Raw genomic sequence first — 21,732 nt, forward strand, 5'->3', positions numbered from 1 at the left:
GGCCATTTATTTAACCCACCAATAATCCATACCCAACATGCAAAAGTACCCGAACGAGAATCAGGGCAAACCCAGCCCGCTCCCCTATGAGGAAATCCCTTATCAGTTATCCAACGAAGAACTTTTAAAAATTGATAAGGAACGATTAGATAACAGAATTTTTCCGGCTGCTGCTCGGCTGGATCGGCGAGGGCGCATCATCAATCCTCAACAATTTATTATTGCCGATAAGGGCGCTGCCATTGACCGATTGGTAGTAGGGCGAACTTTCTGGCTGGAATCGTCAGGTACGCCGGGACGAATTGGTGTACGGGTATTGAAATCGCGTAAGCCGTCGGTAACGGGCAAACGATACGTATTGGTCGAAACCTTGTCGGGCGAGGAGCTAGTCCATTTAGAAGATACAGAAACCCAGATTTATACCGGCCCAACATCGCCCAATAGTATTGGTGTTATTCATCCCGGCACTTCGAATCCTGACGGAAGAGATCACTCCGGGCAAATAAATAGTTATGGCGTAGCTTCTTTGGTCATTCCGCTGTTGAATAATGGGATACAGATACAGCAAACAGCACAGATTGCGGCTTACGAAAACGATGCGGCTCTAGGCACAGCGACCATAGCTGTTTTAGATTCAGGCATTCGTTTTACTACCCCAACTCCACGGCTAACCATCAGCAGTGACATAAGTTGGGATTTCGTGTCCGATGACAACACCCCAGAAGGCGACCCATTTCCCGTTGACAATCATTATGGTTTGCACGGCACCAAAATCTGTTCCATTATTAAACGTGTGGCCCCGGAAGTTGGCATACTGCCCGTAAAAGTCTCCAATCAGAACGGCCAGTTAAGTTTATACGATGCCCTGTGCGGTCTGGAGTTCGCCCGGACCCACGGCGCCCGTGTAGTCAATGCCAGTTGGTCATTCACGTCTAATGGAAATAATCGACCTGAGGAAGATTTTCCGTTATTACTGCGGGCCATTCGCGACCTCGAAGAATCGGGCGTAGTGGTGGTAGCGGCTGCGGGCAACAGAAATCAGTATACACCGGCTGCGAATGGCCATATTGGACTCAACGGAGCACCCAACATTTATCCGGCCTGCTACAGTTCTATTCAGGACAATGTCGTTACCGTGACAACTATAGTCCAGGGTGCGACTCCTCCTTTTTCTGTTTTCGAGAATTTTTCTTCCGAATTTGTCGATACCGGTGCCTTAACGAATGGTATTGCTTCAACGCCAATTGGCGAGTTTCGCATACCCGGTTTTATCGGTAGCTATCGAGGCAGTTCGTTTGCCACACCCTATGTAGCCGCTCAAATAGCCCGAATACTAAGTAGTACGCCTGGTTATATCAGCAAACGTGCTATGTTGCATCGACTTCGGGAATTTCATGAAGAATCTTGTCTATCGTCGGAAATTCGGAATGGTGGCTCCTACGTTGTGGTATAGAGTTGCACTGATCTTCTGTTGCTTTCCGTTTATTTGTCAGGCTCAGTGCATCAACCGCACTGAGCTTTTAGCTTTATTCGACTCCTGTTTAAGCCAACCCTATTCGAAGCAGGTCACTACTATTTCATCGATCCTGAAAACCTGGCAAAATTGCCATTATCTTCAGGACTCCTCCTATGTCAATCTGCATTTAGAATTGGCTAAAGCCATGTTCAGAGACGGGAATACGCAGGCTGCCATCAACCAAATTGAACACATTCTACCTATCTACAATAAACCGTCTGCTTATCTGAAGCCGGAAGATCAGGTAAAGGCTTATTACCGCCTGGGCGTTTACTGGAAAGAACGTAATCAGTTTGGTAATGCGATTCTGGCCTCAAAAAAAGCCATCAAACTTGGTGAGCGGCTACCTAGCAGTAGTTGGACTTCCTTTGCCTACAGAACATTGGCATATGCAGATTATTCGATGGGTGAATACCAGAAGGCAATCGAATATGCTGAAAAAGCGATGGCCCAGGCATTAATTGTACATGACGATGTGGCTTATCTGGAAGCTCAAGTTGAAGAGATTAAAAGTTTAATAGCTCTTGGTGAATACGAAAAAGCACGTAAAAACCTTACTACGAGTATTGCACTCGCCCAAAAAAGCGATCAGTACTCCTTAGCCATTTTATTGATGTATAAAGCAATTCTGGAAATTGCGAACCAAGATGCTCAGGCAGCGTTGGCGAGTTATAAAAAAGCCTTACAGATCAATCTGCTGCTTGACAATAAACCTGGCATCATAAACAGCCAAATAGACATTGGGCACCTTCTTTACCAACTCAAGCAATATGGCAACGCCTTAGCCTATTACAGAGAAGCCTATAAACTTGCTACTGACCCGTTCGTTAAACTTCGCATATTAGATAACATAGCTGCTGTTTACTGGCAGAAGAAAGCCTATCCAACTGCTCTGAAGTATTATCAGGATGGGCTTACGGTATTGCCATTCGGATTTACAAATCGGCAAATTACGGCCCTGCCCAAAGCAGACATGATTCGAGTCGCGTCTCAGAAAGAGTTTCTGCTGACCCTCATCCAGGATAAAGCCGACACCTGGCTCGATTATGCCAAAGCCACTAAAAACAGGCAGCGACTACAGCATGCGCTCGAAACCTATACCGTTGCCGATCAGATGATCGATGTTATGCGCTGGGAACATTCGGGCCAGCAATCGAAACTCTACTGGCGTCAAAAAACACGGGGTATGTATGAGCGTGCGCTCGAAACCTGTTTTTTGCTCAACGACACTGAACAGGCGTTCCGGTTTCTGGAGAAAAGCCGGGCCGTTATGCTAGCCGATAAACTCAATGAGTTGGGAGCACGGCAACAGCTTGCCCCCCAGTTAGTTGCTCAGGAACAGAAACTAAGACAGGCCGTCGAAAGCCAGCAACAAAAACTGGCGGGTCTATCGCCCGATAGTGCGGCTTATCTGCGGGTTCGGTCAGCACTTCTAACAAAACAGGATAGTCTGGATACGTTTCTGAAAGAACTGGAAGCCTACAACCCTGCCTACTATCACTACAAATACGATAACACTACCCCAACGCTCGCTCAGACGCAACAATTTTTAAGAAAAAACCAGAGTGCGCTCATCACGTATTTTGTGGGCGATAGTGCTTTGTATGTGATGAGCATTACGCCCGATAAGCTTCTACTCCGTAAGCAATCGATCAGCCAGTATAATCGATCTATAGAACCCTTCGCTCAACTATTGAGCAATCCAGATGCGATGAGCAGGCGGGCAAACTTTCAGCGGTTTCTGACCTCTAGCAATCAGTTATACCGCCAGTTGCTGGCTCCGTTTTCGCTACCTCAAGGCCGGGTCATTGTCTCGCCCGACGGGTATTTTATTCCGTTCGATGCCCTGAGTCGTTCCGACAAACAGCCAGATTATGCCCTGAATGAATATGCCTTTAGCTATGCCTATTCGGCTAATTTATTGCTTAGAGAGCACCCTCATGAACAATATTCTGCCACGCATAAAGCCAGTTTTTTAGGCGTCGCTCCCGTCGATTTTGCGCCAAAGCTAAATCAGGTCATGCTGTCGGGTTCTGACGATGCGCTGAAGTCGATAGCGGACCATTTTACGGCACCGAAACTGTTAACCCATCAACTGGCTACACGCGCTGCTTTTCAACGCGAAGTCGTCAACTACCCGGTTGTGCTTCTGTTTACACACGCTCAGGCCGACAGTACCGATCAGGAACCAACGCTCTACTTTGCCGATTCGACCCTCCGACTCTCTGAATTGGGCAATGGGGCCTTGCCAGAGGCTCAGTTGGTAGCACTGGCAGCCTGTAAAACAGGCATTGGTGCCAATCAGCAGGGCGAAGGCGTGTTTAGTCTGGCCAGAGGATTTTCGGCCCTGGGCGTGCCGAGTGTGTTAACAACGCTCTGGAGCGTTCAGAACCAGGCAACTTATCAGCTAACGAATTTATTCTACCAATACCTCGATGAAGGGCTACCCAAGGATTTAGCCTTACAACGAGCAAAACAGGAGTGGCTCAAAACCACCGAAGGCATTAACCAACTGCCTAACTATTGGGCTGGCCTTATTATAGTTGGTGATTCGACGCCACTGTTGCGAATCAACTTTGGACTATGGATTATTGCAGCAATAGGGATATGTTTTGCCGGACTTAGCCTATGGTACTACCGCTGGAAGCGTCGGCCAAAGCTTATTGCGGCAGTTGATAAACAGACCTAAACGGATTTAAAAACCGTTTAGGTCTAACTCAAAAAGAACCAAAGTATGTTGCAAGTAATCGACCGACTCCATTCGAAAACCTGGGCTTGTCTGTTTGTTATTTTCCTGCGTTATCTGATTGGCGGAGCGTTTGTTTATGCAGGCTGGGGAAAAGCGCTTGGCGGACGTTTTATGCCCACCGGAACGCTGCAACTACCACCCGATCATGGCATTTCGATCGATCTGTTTTTTGAAACACTCTATAGAACCGGCATCTGGTGGAATTTTCTCGGAATAGCTCAGGTGATTCCGGGAGCACTACTGGTTACTCAACGGTTTGCAACCCTGGGAGCACTGGCCTTTCTGCCGGTTAGCCTGAATATTTTTCTGATAACTATTTCAATGAATTTTCATTTTACTCCTGTAATCACCGTACTCATCCTGGCCGGAAATCTAGGATTACTACTATGGGATTATCAAAAAATCAGTCCCGTATTTTATCCTAACCAAACCGGCCAGTTAACCATAACTACCCAATCCGACCAGCTTTCTGTGCCTCTCTACTGGCAAGGTCTGGGCATACTGCTTTTGCTCACGTCACTTTCGTTCGGCAATCGCGAAAACCCAATGACCTGGCTCTTGCTATGCTTTCTGGAAGGTTTGTTTGGGTTTATAGGCTTTTTTGTTATCCGCCGAAAGAAAACGTAATTCTCAGACAACGTTCATAGCCTCTCCCAGCGTAAACACTTCTTTCAGGCACTTAGCCGTCAGCACAGCATCTTCCAGTGCATTATGAAAGCCGTCTTCGCGGGCAAAACCAAAATAATTGGCAATAGCCGTCAGACTCAGGCGGTCGGGCACTTTTCGCCCGTTAGCTTTCAGAACCCGAAAGGTAAAATAAGCCAGCGTGTGTAAGTCGAGCAATACGCGTGAGTAAGGCCATTTGAGCTTTTCATACCGATAAGCCTCTTTCAGAAAATTAATGTCGTTTATTACGCTCTGCCCGCAGATAATCACATTCCGCAGAAAAGGCGTTCGGTCTAACTGGTCTTTAGGTACCCGAATACCTAATTTCTGACAAACCCATTCTTCCATTTCGGGCAATACATCGTAAATCATAGGGGCATCTTGCAGATCGGCCAGCGACAGGTTATGAATCTTTTCAGACGAGGAAGAGAAGGCTTCTTCATTCTCAGGATAGACGTTGGTCAGATAGTGTCCTTTCTCGACCCAATTGTCGTCGAAAAGTACAGCGCCAATCTGAATGATTTCATTATAGTCTGGCTCAGGGCCAGTCATTTCAAGATCAAGTACTAAAAATGGCATGTATGTTTCGTTAACTAATTTGCAAAAACGTTCACGGATTTATTTTTAAAAAATATACTGGAAAATTATTATCCAGTTTTGCATTTATCTAGTAAATGGTACCTACCAAAACCATAGACAAAATCTAATCGGATGTAATATGGCACGCATTCTTTTGTGTGGTGATTAGTCCTTCTGAGCGGCAAAGCTACCAACGAATGTAAGATCTACAGATACAATTCCCGTTCTTTGCGCCTGGATTTCCATTTATTGCTATGCTTCCACGTAAACTTGCTCTCGACGAGCTAAATCGCCTTTCTGTCGATGAATTTAAAGAAGTCGAGAAATTTCCGTACTGCCTGATTTTAGACGACATTCGGAGTCTGAATAATGTTGGTTCTGTATTCCGTACTGCTGATGCATTCAGAGCGGCAAAGCTTTATTTATGTGGCATAACCGGACAGCCGCCCCACCGCGATATTACCAAAACAGCTCTGGGCGCTACCGAATCAGTTACCTGGGAATACGTTGCAGATATAACGTCACTTATTGCTGATTTGCAGACAAACGGCTGGATTGTAGCCGCAGTGGAACAGGCCGAAGGAAGTATATCACTTACCAATTTTATTCCGATCCCAAACAAACCATACGCTTTTGTATTTGGTAACGAAGTAACTGGTGTTCGGGACGCGGTTGTTGAAAAAGCAGATCTGGTACTCGAAATACCCCAATTTGGCACCAAACATTCGCTCAATATAGCCGTGACAGCCGGGATCATCTGTTGGGATTTCCTCCAGAAAAGATAACAAAAACTTAACATTGGACTTTTGATTGTCACGATTTATTCGTATTTATTTGTAAATTTTTTCATATCGAACAAATGGCAAACAAAACCGCAAAAACAAAGCAGAAGTCACTGGCCGCCGATATCGTCAGTTCTATTGAAGCTAAGATTGGCGAAGCAGGCAAGGCTACAAAAAAGATGAAGAAGTCGATCGAAAAATCGGCAGACAAGTTAGCCAAAAAACTTACCAAGATTATCGCCAAGACTGAGAATAAGAAAGTTAAGCCCCAGAAAAATGCGGAAAAGAAAACCAAGAAGGATTTAGCGAAAGCAAAAAAAAACGCTGAGAAAGCCGAGAAAAATGCCAAACGGGCAGTAAACAAAATAGCTGATGCCGTTGCTGACTCTACCGTTACATCCTCTCCTGCCCCTGCCCGCCCCACCAGTCGGAAAACGCCAGCCTCGAAGCCAGCCACAACCGCCCGAAAAACAGCATCTAAAACCACTGGCACAACCGCTCCAGCAACGACTGATACATCGGTCGATAATGCATAAAAACAACTAAATCTGATACTATTTTTTTTTATGCCCGCACAAAGCGGGCTTTTTTGTTTCCATCTCTTGCTTTTTTAGTCATTTTTTTGTGACATTTACATAGAAGCCGCGTCCACTTAGCACTTATTTGATAGAGTTTCATTGCTAACCTATACCAGACGGCGTTATGTTACCCCGTTCCTCAGCCTATCCTCTTTTTATCGTTGCATTAGTCCTGTCTGTCATTACGGCGGGACTGATTTACGGGAATTGGGCTGTATTTTCTGATGCTGCAACTTCGGCTTCTTCGCTACGCTGGCTGGCTGTGTTTCTGCTTGCTCTGCTGTCTCAGATTCTGCTTGGTTTTTCGCTCTGGTGGCTCCTGCGCCGACGTCAGCGCTCAATGGTACAAACAGAAGTGCTGCACTCTATTGTTCATGAATTTCAAACACCAATTACGGCAATCAGAATGGCTGCCGATATTCTGGATTCGCCAATTGCCCGGAATCAGCCTGAACGAACAGACAAGTATGTGCGTATCATTCGGGAAGAAACCGAACGATTACAACACCAGGTCGAAACCATGCTCACGCTGGCCCGCGCCGATCGAAATACCCTCGTTCTCAACCCTGAGCCAATTCAGGTACACCAGCTTCTTCATTCAATAGCCGAGCGCCACGGCGATTATTTAGGGCTTAATTTAAATGGAGTCGATCCGCACATCCTGGCCGATCGACTCCATATGACAAATGTCTTGCATAATCTGCTCGACAATGCAGTAAAATACAGTGCCGATAAGCCCGAAATTACCTTACTGACAAAAACCAATATCGACGGATTGACTATTACTGTCCGCGATAAAGGGGTTGGCATTTCGCCCAAGCTTTTACCGCAAATTTTCCAGCCTTTTTTTCGGGTTCACGACCGCAATCAGCCCAGTGTCAAAGGGTTTGGTTTAGGGCTCAGTTACGTTCAGCGTATCGTTCAGGCGCATAATTGGGACATCTGGGTAAAAAGTGAAATAGGCAAAGGCAGCGAATTTATTATTCAGATTCCTCCATCGGCTCTGCTTCCTGCCGAACCCGACTCAGTTCGGGCCAACCAGACAACGCCTGAATAAACATCAAACCGCATCGTCCTGCAAAAATTACATGAACGACGCGGTTAATGGTTAACAGAACGTGCCTTACTTGGCGCTGACAGATGCTGTAGGCTTCGCCACTTTCATGACACCGTTCATGATTCGCCAGTGCCCAGGAAAGGTACACACAAATGGGTAATCGCCAGGCGTTGCAGGAGCCGTGAATTTCAGCCGATACGTCTGATCAGGATTTACCAGCGGAGTAGCCACAATTACCTGCGGAATGGCAGGCACATAGTTTTTCTCGGCACCATCTTTCGCCGTAATCAGCTTATCGGCAGCAGCCCCAATTATTTCCATGCTTTTGGGTTTACCAATCACCAGGTTGTGTTGCATGGCATCGGGATTCTCCAGTACTATTTCTACCTGCTTACCGGCCGTAACGGTAAATTCTTTCTTATCGTACCGCATCTCTTCCCGCACCGTTTTTAATCGTACAACCTCAACATTCGGATCAACGGGTGCTTCGGCGGCCAATCCCCAGGCTTCATAGAGCCGGGCAAGGCGCTCCCGGTTATCAGACGAAACGGCTTCATTCAGGCTCGCCAGAAACTCTCTGTCGACAGGGTTGACCTGGCCTTTTGTCTTCAGATTCCAGCCTTCTGCTACCCCCTTCACAATTGCTTCGTTCTGCGAAGACTCCAGCTTTTGTGCCTGCCGAAGTAGCATAACCACCGAATCGACCGGAGCCACGGATGCATAGCTACGCGATGCCCGCTCGAGGACATAGGCACTCAGGCTTTGTGGAGCCCGATAGGTGAGCGTGTGGGTTGCATTGTTATTCTGCTCATTACCTTCGGCAATTTTATTCTCCCGATCGAGCATAGCCGTAATGGTGTATTGCCCGGCCCGTTCGAACATAACCCCCATATCGCCCACCCACGGGCCATTATTAGCCTTGCTGATCGTAACGGTTTCGCCAGGTTTTATACCTGTGTTATGTGTAACGCTCACAAAATCGATCTTGGCACCATCCAAATCTCCTTTGGGGCCTTCTACCCGTACCGACAATGGAATAGGTGTTCCAGCCGGAATAGCGTCTCCACCAGCATTGGTTACGTCGACAAAGAGTTGAGCCCGTTCGCGAACCGATGGCGACTCTGGCGTTGTGCGAATAGCTGCAATAACCAGATCGGGCAGGTTACTGCTGGTTGCTACCACTGCTTTGGCCAATGATGCATTGGAACCGTGTGCCTGCTGGTGGCTACTCATGTCGTGCGCTGGTGCAGGCTTTGGCTGAGCCGGAGCATTCCGGGCAATCTGTTTTAAGTAACGCTTCATCAACTGGCCGTTGTTGCCAGTCAGAGCACAGGCAAACGCATCGGGCAACCACCGATCATTGACCTCCGTTGCCTTATCCAGACGAGTTAGAATTGCGGTCTGAACAGCGTCACTTTGAGGAAGCTCAGATAGGGCTAGCAAGGTATTCAGGGCAACTACGGGTTCACGGTCGTTCAACAAATCGTTCTGAAGTAAGGCTGATGCTGTCGACTGGTTTTTAGGAAGCACCTGCACGGCCGTTTTGCGCACGCCAGGACACGGATGTTTCAGGGCGGCCAGTGCTGCCTGCAACGCATCGCCTTCCAGCGCTCCTAGTCCATCCAATGTCCGTAAAGCATGAATGGCGGCTGGATTGATTCCGATTTCATCCACCGACTTATCGTTCACAAGAGCAACCAGTTGCGGTACCACATCTTTTTTGTTCCGCTCAATAAGTAGCCGTTGTGCTGTTATCCGCCAAAACATATTCGTATTTTTCAACGCAGCGATCAACTCCTCGGGCCGGTCTTTGCTGAGGGTCATTGGCGTATAAGTCGGCGCATTTTTATATCCTACCCGATAAATACGGCCATGTGTAAAATCGCGAAGCGGAGTTTCGTAGGCATTGCCCGATCCATTGGTAGCTCCAGTAGGTGTAGGATTGTGCTGAATGATAAAACTATACCAGTCGGCTACCCAAACGGCTCCATCGGGTCCTACTTCGGCAAACACTGGCGAAAACCACTCATCGGCTCCCGCCATCAGATTGAACCCTTCGGCATCTTCATAGTCGGTACCTTTTTTCTGCTGAACGTTCTGATGCAGAATATGCCCTGTCGGTTCGGCTACAAAGGCAATTTTGTTCCAGTATTTTTTCGGAAAAGCCCGCGCCGTGTAGAAATTATGCCCTGCTGCTGCGGTAAAACCACCAAATACGTCGACCTGACGAACTTTTTCGGTGATTGGTTTCATGTCTTTATGGGTATCGGTACTGCGACTACCGTTTTCCCGAATGTGCGATCCACCATGAAAATAACGGTTCGGGATGGCCATATACCAGCCATGCGAATTATTGGCCGTTGAGCCAAAAATATCGCCCATTTCGTTAAAGCCAAGTCCCCAGGTGTTGTTCGAGGTGCCTGTCACATACTCTAGCTGTGAGCCATCCGGCTTGAACCGAAAAAATCCCTGGCTAAATTTCACACTGTCGGCCCCTACTTTGCCCTTAAATCCAGAGTAACCAACACTGCCCCAAATCCAGTTGTCGAATCCATAGTGCAGGTTGCTTGGCCCAGCATGTGTATCGAATGTGCCAAAGCCGGTGAATACAACTTTCTTCACATCAGCTTTATCGTCGCCATTGGTATCCTGTAAAAACAGCATGTGGGGAGCCTGCGATACATATAAACCACCGTTTCCAAACGTCATGCCAGTGGGAATGCTCAACCCTTCGGCAAAGTTTGTGAACTTGTCGGCCTTTCCATCTTTGTCGGTGTCTTCGCAGATGACAATATAATCTGAGCCACCACTCTCTTTGCGTTCGTTTGGATAGTCTTTAGTGATCAGCACATAAAGCCGTCCGCGCTCATCCCAGGTCATGGCGATAGGGTGCATCACGTTGGGTTCGTGCGCAAACAGATCGAGCGTAAAATCGACCGGTACCTGAATATGCTTCATCGATTCCTCCGGCGAAAGCGGTTCCTGCTCCAGTTGAGGGCCTGGGCGTTTTTCGTAGTTGGGCAGTTTGGCTTCGTGGTAGGCAAACGGCTGCGGATTGAGCGCATCGTGTAGTTTCTTTACGTCGTCGCCAACAGCCCATAAAATCCCACGTTCCAGCAATTGCTGAAAACCCGGCTGGCTCCAGGTGCGCTCATCATGCCCATAGGCCGTATAAAATACCCGCCCCTTACCGTATTGACGTGTCCAGGTATAAGGTTCTTCTTTCTGGCCGGGTTTATCGCTGGCCTGGTCGGCTTTAATTTCCCGAACGGCCAGCACGTTGTTGTCGGGCTGAAGGTGCGAATGCAAATAGGTTTCGTCGTAGGCTTTAAACGAATGTAGACCAGCAACGATTGGGTTGTTAGGTTGCGTAAACCGTGTCTGGATGGTATCCATTCGATGCCGCCAGAATTGCCCGCCAACGACTTTATCAACATATTCGGCCGAGTTGCGGAAGCAATACGATGCACAGTGAACCGGAATCAGGCCTTTGCCCGATGCCACATAGTCAAGCAGGGCTTTTTCCTGCGGTTTCGGAATACTGTCCCAGTTAGCATAGATCAGCAACCCGTCGTATTTATTGAGCGTTTCGGGATTAAGATCTTCAAGTTTATCGGTGTAAGTGATGTTTATGCCTTTGTTACCCAGCGCAGCCATCAGTTGCGGCACCCGCTCAATAGGTCGATGGTGGCCATTATCACCCAGAAACAGGATTTCGGTCCGCCGTGGTTGGTCATTACCGGGTTTCATCGACTCAGTGCGGGCGGTTGTTTGCGTTGCCGATTGCCGGGCACACTGCGCAAAAACCAGCAGGCTAATAAGAATCCAAATCTTGTTCATTGTTATGAGAAGGGAAAGGAATAAGAAGATGAATCAGACCAATTGAATCGATCGATACGGATCAGTTTCTGTCTGCTCAACTCATCTGATTCAACTTCTTATTAACCATTAAAATCCGGCAACTTAATTATCTGTCCACCCTGAAGCGCCGATTCGTGCGCCAGAATACCCACGCTTGTCCAGTTGGCAGCCTGAACCGCATTCGGGAATGGATCGCGGTCTTCAACAATTGCCGACACAAATTCATGAACCATATGCGGGTGTGACCCGCCATGGCCTCCTCCCTGCGTAAATGACAGGTGCTGCTGCTCGTCGGCGTCATAAACACCTTTTGTTGTAAAGCGCTGAATGGGCTCGGGCAACAAATGAGCGAAGTCTGGAACACGTACTTTCTCGGGAATTTCGGGTTCAGGCTTTTTAGCCGTATGAATAACCGGCAACTCCTCTTCGATCAGTTGCCATTCGAACGACTTTTTATCGCCATATACCTCAAAACTCTCACGATACTGACGAGCTACATCAAATAATGATCGATAGACATAGGCCGACAAATCGCTGTTTTTGAATTTAATGTGCGCCGACTCGACCGCAAACGGTGAGTTATGAATTTTGGCCAAATCTTCGCGAATTGTACCCGATCCAAAACAGGATACATAGTCAGCCTGAAGCTTCAATAGTCCGGCAACAGGCCCAACGCAGTGTGTAGCATAATGCATGGGAGGCAGCCCCGGCCAGTAGTCGGGCCAACCATCCATATCCTGCTGATGGCTGGCTTTCAGAAACTGCACCTTGCCGAGTTCCCCCTTTTCATACAACTCTTTAACAAACAGAAATTCACGGCTATACACTACCGTTTCCATCATCATGTATTTCTTGCCGCTCTCCTTTGTAGCCTTTACGATGGCCATACAATCTTCGACAGAAGTGGCCATTGGCACCGTGCAGGCAACGTGCTTACCAGCTCGTAGTGCTTTCAGGCTCTGTTCGGCATGGTTCGGAATCGGCGAATTGATATGCACAGCATCAACGGCAGGATCGGCCAGTAACTCATCATAATTACTGTATCGTTTTTCAATACCATAGGCATCACCAATTTCGTTTAATTTCTCAACGTTACGCTGGCAGATGGCATACATATTCGCCTGCGGATGACGCTGATAGATGGGAATGAACTCGGCCCCGAATCCAAGGCCAACAATGGCAATATTTAACATAGTTAAAGAGTGAAAGAGTGAAAAAACGAAGGAGTGAAAGAGCGAATGGAGTAAGTCAGGACACGATAGCTTCGCTCTTTCGCTCAATTACTCGTTTGTTCATTTTTTTAATAAACGCCAGTCCATCAACAGCCAGTTGTTCTGGCGACTCAAACATGGGTCTGAAAATATGGGTTGCAGCAGCCAGTTCAGGAGGATTTGGTCCGAAGGCTTCAATAGCAATTGGCCCCTTATAATCGACTTCTTTCAATACCGTAAAGACTTCTTCCAAATTAATGTGTCCTTTCCCGGGTGTTGACCGATCATTTTCTGAAATCTGTACATGTACCAGATACGGAGCAACCTTTCGTAGGGCATCTCCAATATTTTTTTCCTCCATATTGGCATGGAAAGTGTCGAAAGCGGCCCGGCAGTTGGGGTGGTTAACATCTTCTACATACCGTACTAACTCATCGGCACAAGTAAGCAAATAAGTCTCAAACCGGTTTAAATACTCAATTGCCAGTACAATATTCTTCGTTTGTGCATAAGCTGCCACATCACGCATTCCTTCGACCGACCATTTCCACTCATCTGCCGTAGCTGGCCGACCCGTAAACACTTTAAAACCGGCATAGAACGGCCCCATCAGGATGGTAGCTCCGGCTAAAGAAGCACAATCGATAATTGATTTAAGATAATTAACACCAGCCTCTCGAACCGAAGCATCAGAACTAATAAGGCTATAGTCATGGCTACAGAGCGTGCAGGCCTGTACATCCAGCCCTACATCGGCCAACTGCTGACCAATTTGCTGCCATTTGGCTAAATTTGTGTCGTTGATGGGTATTTCAACAAAATCAAAGCCGCTCGCCTTCAAGAATGACAATGTCTCAGCGAGATCTTCATCCATCGACATTGTCCAGACGAACATATTCATTCCTAGCTTATTCATATTCAGTCCATAAAAAATTAAACAAATGTAACGAGTAGCGAATACAGGTGTACGGCTTTTATTAGCGAATACCGACTTTATTTTTACACAAAACCACAAAGGGAACGCCCATTCGCGTTAAAAAAGAAATAATTGAATGAAACAACCACTCCGTAAAGACCTTGAGCCAGTTGCTACTTCATTCATCGTAAAAGAATTGGTTGAGTCACATTTCGACCCAAACTGGCATTTCCATCCACACTACCAGTTATTTCTGGTAGAAGAGGGAACTGGCACTCGTTTTATCGGTGATTCGATAAAACCATTTGGCCCCGGCGATCTGGTTTTTCTTGGCCCTAACCTGCCGCATTTGTGGCGGAGCGATCAGGCTTATTTCGACAAACATTCCGGACTGATTACCCGTGGCATTGTTGTTTACTTTGCCGACGATTTTCTGGGCAGCGATTTCTTCGACAAACAGGAGATGCTTCCTCTGCGGCAGTTGCTGACTCATGCCCGGCAAGGGTTAGAGTGGACAGGAGCAACCCGAAGTTATGTTGAAGCAGCCCTACGAGCTATGACCAAACAGACAGGCAGTTTCGATCGGGTAATAAGCTTGCTTGTCTTATTAAATGCGCTTTCTCATGCCCCTGATTACCGATACTTAACCAGTCCAGGCTACACAAATACCGTAAAACCAACTGAAACCGATCGGATGCAGCTTGTACACGACTATGTACTTGGTCACTTTCCGGATAACCTTAGCCTTGAAACAGTTGCCGATCTGGCCGGTATGACGCCACCCGCTTTCTGTCGTTATTTTAAAGCACGCGCCAATAAAACGTTTTCTGAGTTTGTGTCAGAAGTACGTATCGGTCATGCCTGTAAGTTACTCCTTAACGGCAAATTAAGCGTTACTCAGATCAGTTTCGAGAGTGGTTTTCGGACATTGTCGAATTTTAACCGGCAGTTTAAAGAAATTACTGGCCAGACACCCTCAAGCTATGTCAAAACCTATCGGCACTTATAAGCAATAGATTAAATTTTATTTACTAAAGGATTTCGTGTTACTTTGCCAGTGCATGAAATCCTACCGTAAACCCTTTTCAATCAGTCAGTATGAAAAAATAATCAAGAAAAACCTTGAAGCCGCTATTCCTGCCCTGATTGAGCATCTGCCAGGTATCCATCCGCAAGAAATTCCCGACGATTTACAGCACACAAAGGAACGTAAACCCGATGCACTGAAACGAATCAGAGATAAAAGCGGTACTTCATCCTGCACCTCGAATTTCAGGTTAGCAACGACCCGGATATGGTTTATCGTATGGGCGAATATTGTGTAATGCTTGCTCGTATGTATCGTTTACCCATGAAACAGTACGTTTTATTTATTGGGGCCATTATTCCTAAAATGGTCCGAGAACTCAATACTGGCGATTCGCTGTTTCGCTTTAATCTGCTGTCTTTTCGGGAAATAAGCCACGAACTTTTTCTTAATTCCAGCAAACCAGAAGAAATTTTGTTTGCTCTATTAGGTAATTATGAAACAAAGCCCCCGAGCTTGTTTTAGAACAGTTGATTATCCGAATCTATGAAACGGCAACAGGTTCTTTAGCCTTCGAGCGATACATGAGTCAGTTGCGGGTTTTAGTTCAATTACGTAAATTACAACCAGTATTAGAAACAGTTATGGAAAAGTTGACCGAATACTTAAAGGAGCAGGGAGATCCTTTTTACATAAAGGGTCAACGCATTGGCCTGGGAAATAGCAAAAAAAGGTAAGGCTAGTAAAGAGCGATTAGTTGTTCTAAATCTGTTGAAAGAAACATTTTTTTCATCAACCGAAATAGCCCGATTGGCCCATGTCTCTATCGAATTTGTAGAAGACCTAAAAACAGAGCCAGGAAGCCAATGAATAATAATAGCCCCCAACTCTGCTTTTAGTTTATTGATCTTGTCTGTCTAGTACAACGTGGTTGTACCTACTGGCTCCTGAACCGACACCCCTTCCAGAATAAAAGCCAGCAAATCGCTATTTAGACGGTCTTTCTCGGTCATAAATAAACCATGTGGAGCCCCGTCATATACAATATACTGCGCATTTGGTAGCGCATTAGCCGTTAACTCGCCCGACGACTCAATGGGTACGGTCTTATCGGCATCTCCGTGAATAATGAGCGTTGGCACGTGGATCTGTGTCAGATCATTCCGAAAATCCGTTGTGGCAAATGCATTTGCAGTATCAAGTGTAGCTTTATGAGAAGCTACATATGCACGAGCAAAATCGCCATCAAGGTGTGCCTGACTCACAGGTTTACTGATCAGATTGACGCCATAAAACTGTTTACTAAATGTCTGCAGAAAATCAGCACGATCTTTTTGCAGATTTTCTATAATTTCGTCGAAAACACTTTGATCGACCCCATCCGGGTTATCGTCGGTCTTGAGCAGATAAGGTGTAACGGAGCTAATAAAAGCAACTTTTCCAACCCGTGCTCCGCCATGACGACTCATATACCGTGCTACTTCGCCCCCACCCATTGAAAAGCCAACCAGCGTAACATTTTGCAGATCCAGTGTGTCGAGCACAGCTTTCAGATCATCGGCTAAGGTATCATAATCATAGCCATCCCAGGTTTGAGAAGACTTCCCGAAACCACGACGGTCGTAGGCTACAACCCGCAGGTCATGCGCCGGAAGCTCGGTCAGTTGATAATCCCACATTTCGTGACTCAAAGGCCAGCCATGAATCAGCACAACCGTTTGGCGAGTTGTAGGGCCGCCTAAATCCTGATAGAAAAGTTTAATATCATTGCCGGACGCATCCGTACCTGCTTTAATATAGCTCATAACGTTAAATTGATGAATTATTAAACAACTTACTCTATTTATTTACTCAACTATAGGCACAAAAAATAGTTTTCCCTTCGTCAGCGTTTGGATGTTTTTGTTCATTGATTTATCATTAGGCCATGAAACAACCGCTCCTTGCTCGACTAGCCAGCCAACCTGATGCGCTTTCTCAGTTGTTAGCTGGCCTGTCTGAAGACCAGATTCGTCAGCGGTCCCAACCGGGCAAATGGTCGATTCTCGAAAATCTAGCTCATTTGGGGCGCTATCAGGAAGTATTTACCGAACGAATTCAGCAGATTATTACGGACGATTTACCAGAATTCAGTCGATATGTGGCCGAAAATGACCCAGGTTTTGCTGGCTGGAAATCGCTTGCCTTCAATGAATTACTTGGACGGCTCCGCGGTGAACGCGCCACCCTGAACGCCTTTCTGAGTATTTTACGGGCAGAGCAACTCCTCCGAACAGGCCTCCATTCTGCTTACGGTCCGATGACTATTGAAGGCTGGACCGAGTTCTTTTTGCTACACGAAGCCCATCATTATTTCACTATACTTCAACTTGGAGGTGCTTTTCGGAAGCCTCATCAACCAATGGGCTTGTATGTACTGTCGGCCTGATAAAAGCGTTCGTAAACGTTTTCTTTCAGAAAAGAACTTAATCGATCAAACATGGCTATGTCGGCAATTGCAGGCATAGACATCAGTTTCATAGGCACCCCAATACCATCCAATCTATAGGGCGGTTGCAGATACTCGAACTGATTGAGAACAAAACCAGCCCGCTCATAAAACCGAATCCGGCTCTGGCTAACTGGATCATTGGGCAATTCAACTTCCAGGATCATGTAGCGACTTCCGAGGTTTATGATCAATGGCAATACTTTTTGCCCTACTTGTTTTCCCCTCAGTTCGGGATCAATAGCAAAATGTTCGATATATAGCAAATCGTCCCAACGCCAGTAAATGATGAATCCAACGGGTCGCTGTTCTTCGAGCAAAACATTCATATACATTTCTGAACAGCCAAGTAGCTGGCGCAATTGTGCAAACTCTCGTCTTTCTTCGGGTGGGAACGATACTTCATACCAAGGTTGTATGATGCCTAAATAAGGGTGCTCCTGAGTGATTCGTAGCAACTCCATGGTAGCCAACTAAAGTTTTACACAAGGGCCAATTTCCAAAAAGAATTGGCCCTATTAGTGATCATCACATCAAAACGCCCTGAAATACCTCATCCAGGCGCGATACGGGTTTTACATTAATCGTAAAACCGCGGGTATCGAGTCCTTTCATATTGAATTTAGAGATAAAAATCTGTTTGAAGCCCAGCTTTTCGGCTTCGGCAATTCGCGATTCGATCCGACTTACCGCCCGAACTTCGCCACCCAGCCCCACCTCGGCCGCAAAAGCAACCGACGGTGGAATAGCAATATCTTCGTAACTCGACACCACAGCCGCACAAACTGCCAGATCAATTGCCGGATCTTCGACTCTCAGACCACCCGCTATATTCAGAAATACATCCTGCTGCCCGAGTCGGAATCCTCCCCGTTTTTCCAGCACTGCCAATAACATATTCAATCGTTTGGCATCGAACCCCGTACTACTACGCTGTGGGGTTCCATAGGTTGCAATGCTCACTAATGCCTGCGTTTCGATCATCAGTGGCCGATTTCCTTCCAGCATTGAACCAATCGTAACCCCACTCAGCGCTTCGTCGCGTTGCGAGATCAGAATTTCGGATGGGTTCGTCACCTGCCGCAAACCTGTGCCGAGCATTTCATAAATGCCGAGCTCATCGGTACTGCCAAATCGGTTTTTAGTGGTTCGAAGGATTCGGTAGGTCGTATGCCGATCACCTTCGAAAGTCAACACCGTATCAACCATATGCTCCAGCACTTTAGGACCGGCCAGCGACCCTTCTTTTGTGATATGGCCAATCATAAATACCGGCACACCGCTCTCCTTAGCATATTTCATGAGTTCGGTTGTACACTCCCGAACCTGCGAAACACTACCCGCCCCCGATTCAACCAACGACGACTGCATGGTCTGAATTGAATCGATGATCAGCACTTCGGGTTCAAAATGCTCTACCACCCGGAATATATTCTGGGTAGAGGTTTCGGTCATAACATGACAGTCGCTTTGGGGTACAACCAGACGTTCGGCCCGCATCTTTATCTGTTGTTCGCTCTCTTCGCCCGAGACATACAAAACACGCATTCCGGTTAAGCTAAGCGCAATCTGTAAGAGTAAAGTCGATTTTCCGATGCCGGGTTCCCCTCCGATCAAGACAAGCGATCCTGGTACAATTCCACCACCCAACACCCGGTTTAGCTCTGCATCTACCGTCTGAATACGGGGCTGCTCTTCGTAATTAATCGCATGGAGTGCTTTAGGCTTTGCTGCAACTTTTGTCCCGCCGGGCCCTGCCGATGGATTTCGCCAGCCTCCTTTTTCAGGTTCATCTTTCTGAACCACCTCCTCTACAATCGTATTCCACTCGCCACACGCCGGGCAGCGGCCCAGCCATTTGGCCGACTGATGGCCACAATTCTGACAGAAATAAGAAGTTTTAAATTTGGCCATCCCCGATACAATGAATTATGGATATTGAATAATGATTTTTTTACCAGATTAAACCCCAACCGCAATTGCCAGTCAAAGCCCCCGAAGCGCTTCGGATTACGTTCGTCATTATTCACTAGTAAAACGCCGTTTAATCGAAATAAGTTGACCGTCCATACCGTCTATCATGAATTCGCGTTAAACCCAATGGTTCATCTATTTTACAACCAATTATGAAAAAGAGCCTATTCTTTATTGCACTCACACTGCTTCCGGCCTTAACATTTGCGCAGGGAGGGTTTCAGATCGGGATTAAGGGAGGAGTCAATCTGTCGAAACTCACATTTGGCGATTTTGTCACAACCGGCACAAACTCTAACGGTTCTCCTCAGGTAGGTGTTGATGGCCAAACATTTCGCGATAATTTAAAAGCCAGTCTCGATAGCAAAACGGGCACATCGTTTGGCATATACATGCGCTTCGGGAAAAATTTATTTCTGCAGCCCGAATTACTTTATTCGACCAAAGCAGGGTCTTTTGAAGTCGTTCGCAATGGCGTAACAGAATCGGTGACGGTCAAAACGACTAGTTTCGATGTACCCGTATTGCTGGGTATAAAAGGGGGCCCTATCCGTGTAATGGCTGGGCCAATAGTATCGTTTCGTATAAACGACAATCAGAGCCTAGGCGATGCCGTACGCCAATATACAAACGGATCGCTGAATGATGCCTGGTCGCAGGCTTATTATGGCTACCAGGTAGGTGGTGGACTTGACCTTGGGTCATTCGGCCTCGATGTTCGGTATGAAGGCAATTTGACTGATGTTGCTCAGATTCAGAACGATTATGGTAAATTTAACCAGCGTCTGAAATCGTGGCAAATTACATTGGCCTATCGGTTATTCTAAACTAATTCAGTACATTAAACACGAACGGTCGCCACTACAGGCGACCGTTCGTGTTTAAAACAAAACCGTTGCTATCCACCTTAGGGTTGCAGCAACGGTTGTTCTTTCAATTAACCCACTAAATTAGATAAAGAGGTAGACTTTGGGGCTACCCTTGTTTAGTTCAGCAGTTTTTGCCAGAACTGTGTCAGTTGTTGTGAAATATCTTTCATGCGCCGACGCGAAATAGCGACTTCGCGGCCGTCGGCCAGTTGAACCTGCCGATCCTTGTTAAACACACTCCGTTGAACATAGGCCAGATTAACAATATACGATTTGTGAATACGCAGGAACATAGAGCCATCCAGTGTTTTTTCAAACTCCTTCAGCGTTTTCGATACCAGATACCGTTTACGGTCGCGGGTAAACAGGAACGTATAATTCCCTTCGCCCTGAAGGCACAAAATATCGTCTACAGAAATAAAAATGGTACGGTTCAGGTAAGGCAGCGCAATGCGCTGGGTACCACGCTGATAAGAGGCAGGAAACTGAGGTAGGATCGCAAGCGATGGAACAGAGGTAATAGCAGTGGCTTCCATATCGAAAACAGTTTTTGGTTCAGTGTATTTGGTTCATGATTGATGAAACAAAACTACCCTCTTCGTATGGTTTCAAAAACAAATGGTTTGGTTATCAACAGGCGATATTTGACTATAACCAGCTAATAACCAAACCATTACACTTAAAACAATCAAAATCTTCGCGTGGATTTACTCAACCCAATACGTAAAACTACGTAGTCGAGTAAATGGGAGGTCTACGGGCGTCAGGCAAGGAATTAACCTTGCCTATGGATTAATTTAGTGCGATAGGTTGAAAATCGCGGATGCGGTCCATAAACATCTGCGCCCGACGACGTGATATTTTTACCTGTTGCCCATCCATTAGCTCTAACTCTCCTTCTTTTTTAACAAAAAATTTCCGTACAAAGCCCAGATTTACGATGCACGATTTGTGAACCCGAACGAAAGCTTGTCCGTCGAGCAGGGTTTCATATTCTTTTAACGTCCGCGATACCAACATTTTCGTACCATCTTTCAGGAAAAAGTTGGTGTAGTTACCGCACCCTTCCAGCCGAACAATTTCATCGACAGAAACCGTGCGTTTACGATCATAAAAAGGAATAAGTAATTTCTGCAAACAGGAAGAGTCGGCAATTTTTTCCACACTTTTGTGGAACGGCATAGACATTGGGTCGAAAATTGAGTCATTGGCGAGTGTTTTCATAGCCGCTGTGAGTGAGGTTTGATGAATACTGGTTTGAAATTGAAATTCAGGAACTTACTACGCCGACACGCTGACAAAAGCCGTGGTTTCAACGTGTATTCTACTAACTTCTTGTCACAACAATCAGACCTACTTCGCGCTTTAGAAGACATTTTCATCATTATATTTTATAACATACTATTTTTCAGCAGCCTTTCACCGCTTACTCAACAAAACAGACGGCGATTTCTTACTG

At 46.5% G+C, this 21,732-nt stretch carries 19 protein-coding genes; 10 read left to right on the forward strand and 9 right to left on the reverse strand.

Annotation, left to right across the window (positions count from 1 at the left end):
* Nucleotides 1-37 precede the first annotated feature (37 nt).
* The 3 genes from WBJ53_RS20420 to WBJ53_RS20430 are packed head-to-tail and all read left to right on the forward strand — an operon-like array spanning nt 38 to nt 4,892.
* Nucleotides 38-1,453 (forward strand): S8 family serine peptidase, encoded by a 1,416-nt coding sequence (locus WBJ53_RS20420; RefSeq protein ID WP_338869551.1) that lies wholly within the window; start codon nt 38-40, stop codon nt 1,451-1,453.
* Nucleotides 1,395-4,205, forward strand: a complete 2,811-nt coding sequence (locus WBJ53_RS20425; protein WP_338869553.1) for a CHAT domain-containing protein — start codon at nt 1,395-1,397, stop codon at nt 4,203-4,205. Before WBJ53_RS20420 ends, WBJ53_RS20425 begins: the two co-directional genes overlap by 59 nt.
* Before the next feature lie 45 nt (nt 4,206-4,250).
* The gene (locus WBJ53_RS20430) at nt 4,251-4,892 is read left to right on the forward strand and encodes a hypothetical protein (RefSeq protein ID WP_338869555.1); all 642 of its coding nucleotides are present in this window, start codon (nt 4,251-4,253) and stop codon (nt 4,890-4,892) included.
* A 3-nt stretch (nt 4,893-4,895) separates the two neighbouring features.
* Here WBJ53_RS20430 and WBJ53_RS20435 read toward each other — a convergent pair whose 3' ends face one another.
* Nucleotides 4,896-5,510 carry a 3'-5' exonuclease gene (locus WBJ53_RS20435; RefSeq protein WP_338869557.1) on the reverse strand — a complete coding sequence of 205 codons (615 nt, stop codon included), beginning with the start codon at nt 5,508-5,510 and terminating at the stop codon, nt 4,896-4,898.
* Nucleotides 5,511-5,764: 254 nt separating this feature from the next.
* Between WBJ53_RS20435 and WBJ53_RS20440 the strand changes: the two genes are divergently transcribed.
* From WBJ53_RS20440 to WBJ53_RS20450, 3 genes are all read left to right on the forward strand, one after another.
* The gene (locus WBJ53_RS20440) at nt 5,765-6,295 is read left to right on the forward strand and encodes a TrmH family RNA methyltransferase (RefSeq protein ID WP_338869559.1); all 531 of its coding nucleotides are present in this window, start codon (nt 5,765-5,767) and stop codon (nt 6,293-6,295) included.
* Nucleotides 6,296-6,369: 74 nt separating this feature from the next.
* Nucleotides 6,370-6,828: a hypothetical protein gene (locus WBJ53_RS20445; protein WP_338869561.1), complete on the forward strand. Its 459-nt coding sequence runs from the start codon at nt 6,370-6,372 to the stop codon at nt 6,826-6,828.
* A gap of 166 nt (nt 6,829-6,994) precedes the next feature.
* On the forward strand, nt 6,995-7,927 hold the full coding sequence (locus WBJ53_RS20450) for a HAMP domain-containing sensor histidine kinase (protein ID WP_338869563.1): 933 nt from the start codon (nt 6,995-6,997) through the stop codon (nt 7,925-7,927).
* Between the two features lie 66 nt (nt 7,928-7,993).
* On the opposite strand, the gene WBJ53_RS20455 is transcribed toward WBJ53_RS20450, so the two are convergent.
* From WBJ53_RS20455 to WBJ53_RS20465, 3 genes are all read right to left on the reverse strand, one after another.
* The gene (locus WBJ53_RS20455) at nt 7,994-11,767 is read right to left on the reverse strand and encodes a PVC-type heme-binding CxxCH protein (RefSeq protein ID WP_338869565.1); all 3,774 of its coding nucleotides are present in this window, start codon (nt 11,765-11,767) and stop codon (nt 7,994-7,996) included.
* A gap of 101 nt (nt 11,768-11,868) precedes the next feature.
* Nucleotides 11,869-12,981 carry a Gfo/Idh/MocA family oxidoreductase gene (locus WBJ53_RS20460; RefSeq protein WP_338869567.1) on the reverse strand — a complete coding sequence of 371 codons (1,113 nt, stop codon included), beginning with the start codon at nt 12,979-12,981 and terminating at the stop codon, nt 11,869-11,871.
* Nucleotides 12,982-13,036: 55 nt separating this feature from the next.
* The gene (locus WBJ53_RS20465; RefSeq protein WP_338869569.1) at nt 13,037-13,915 is read right to left on the reverse strand and encodes a sugar phosphate isomerase/epimerase; all 879 of its coding nucleotides are present in this window, start codon (nt 13,913-13,915) and stop codon (nt 13,037-13,039) included.
* Nucleotides 13,916-14,051: 136 nt separating this feature from the next.
* Here WBJ53_RS20465 and WBJ53_RS20470 point away from each other — a divergent pair, with 136 nt between their 5' ends.
* Both WBJ53_RS20470 and WBJ53_RS20475 read left to right on the forward strand, forming a co-directional pair.
* Nucleotides 14,052-14,924 carry an AraC family transcriptional regulator gene (locus WBJ53_RS20470; RefSeq protein WP_338869571.1) on the forward strand — a complete coding sequence of 291 codons (873 nt, stop codon included), beginning with the start codon at nt 14,052-14,054 and terminating at the stop codon, nt 14,922-14,924.
* A 52-nt stretch (nt 14,925-14,976) separates the two neighbouring features.
* Nucleotides 14,977-15,240 carry a hypothetical protein gene (locus WBJ53_RS20475; protein WP_338869573.1) on the forward strand — a complete coding sequence of 88 codons (264 nt, stop codon included), beginning with the start codon at nt 14,977-14,979 and terminating at the stop codon, nt 15,238-15,240.
* A gap of 619 nt (nt 15,241-15,859) precedes the next feature.
* Here WBJ53_RS20475 and WBJ53_RS20480 read toward each other — a convergent pair.
* Nucleotides 15,860-16,747 (reverse strand): alpha/beta hydrolase, encoded by an 888-nt coding sequence (locus tag WBJ53_RS20480; RefSeq protein WP_338869575.1) that lies wholly within the window; start codon nt 16,745-16,747, stop codon nt 15,860-15,862.
* A gap of 122 nt (nt 16,748-16,869) precedes the next feature.
* On the opposite strand from WBJ53_RS20480, the gene WBJ53_RS20485 reads away from it, so the two are divergent.
* Nucleotides 16,870-17,370: a DinB family protein gene (locus WBJ53_RS20485; protein ID WP_338869577.1), complete on the forward strand. Its 501-nt coding sequence runs from the start codon at nt 16,870-16,872 to the stop codon at nt 17,368-17,370.
* Here WBJ53_RS20485 and WBJ53_RS20490 read toward each other — a convergent pair.
* Both WBJ53_RS20490 and radA read right to left on the reverse strand, forming a co-directional pair.
* Entirely contained in the window at nt 17,337-17,894 is a 558-nt protein-coding gene (locus tag WBJ53_RS20490; RefSeq protein WP_338869579.1) for a GNAT family N-acetyltransferase, read from the reverse strand. The genes WBJ53_RS20485 and WBJ53_RS20490 overlap by 34 nt on opposite strands.
* Nucleotides 17,895-17,958: 64 nt before the next feature.
* Nucleotides 17,959-19,344, reverse strand: coding sequence for a DNA repair protein RadA (radA, locus tag WBJ53_RS20495; RefSeq protein WP_338869581.1), 1,386 nt, complete (start codon nt 19,342-19,344; stop codon nt 17,959-17,961).
* Between the two features lie 212 nt (nt 19,345-19,556).
* Here radA and WBJ53_RS20500 point away from each other — a divergent pair, with 212 nt between their 5' ends.
* Complete coding sequence (locus WBJ53_RS20500) at nt 19,557-20,231, forward strand: porin family protein (RefSeq protein WP_338869583.1); 675 nt, start codon at nt 19,557-19,559, stop codon at nt 20,229-20,231.
* Nucleotides 20,232-20,389: 158 nt separating this feature from the next.
* Here the strand turns inward: WBJ53_RS20500 and WBJ53_RS20505 are convergent, their stop codons facing one another.
* Nucleotides 20,390-20,809, reverse strand: a complete 420-nt coding sequence (locus WBJ53_RS20505; protein ID WP_338869585.1) for a LytTR family DNA-binding domain-containing protein — start codon at nt 20,807-20,809, stop codon at nt 20,390-20,392.
* A 256-nt stretch (nt 20,810-21,065) separates the two neighbouring features.
* Nucleotides 21,066-21,497, reverse strand: a complete 432-nt coding sequence (locus WBJ53_RS20510; RefSeq protein ID WP_338869587.1) for a LytTR family DNA-binding domain-containing protein — start codon at nt 21,495-21,497, stop codon at nt 21,066-21,068.
* Nucleotides 21,498-21,732: the final 235 nt, after the last annotated feature.

The organism is Spirosoma sp. SC4-14, assembly GCF_037201965.1.
Lineage (GTDB): Bacteria > Bacteroidota > Bacteroidia > Cytophagales > Spirosomataceae > Spirosoma.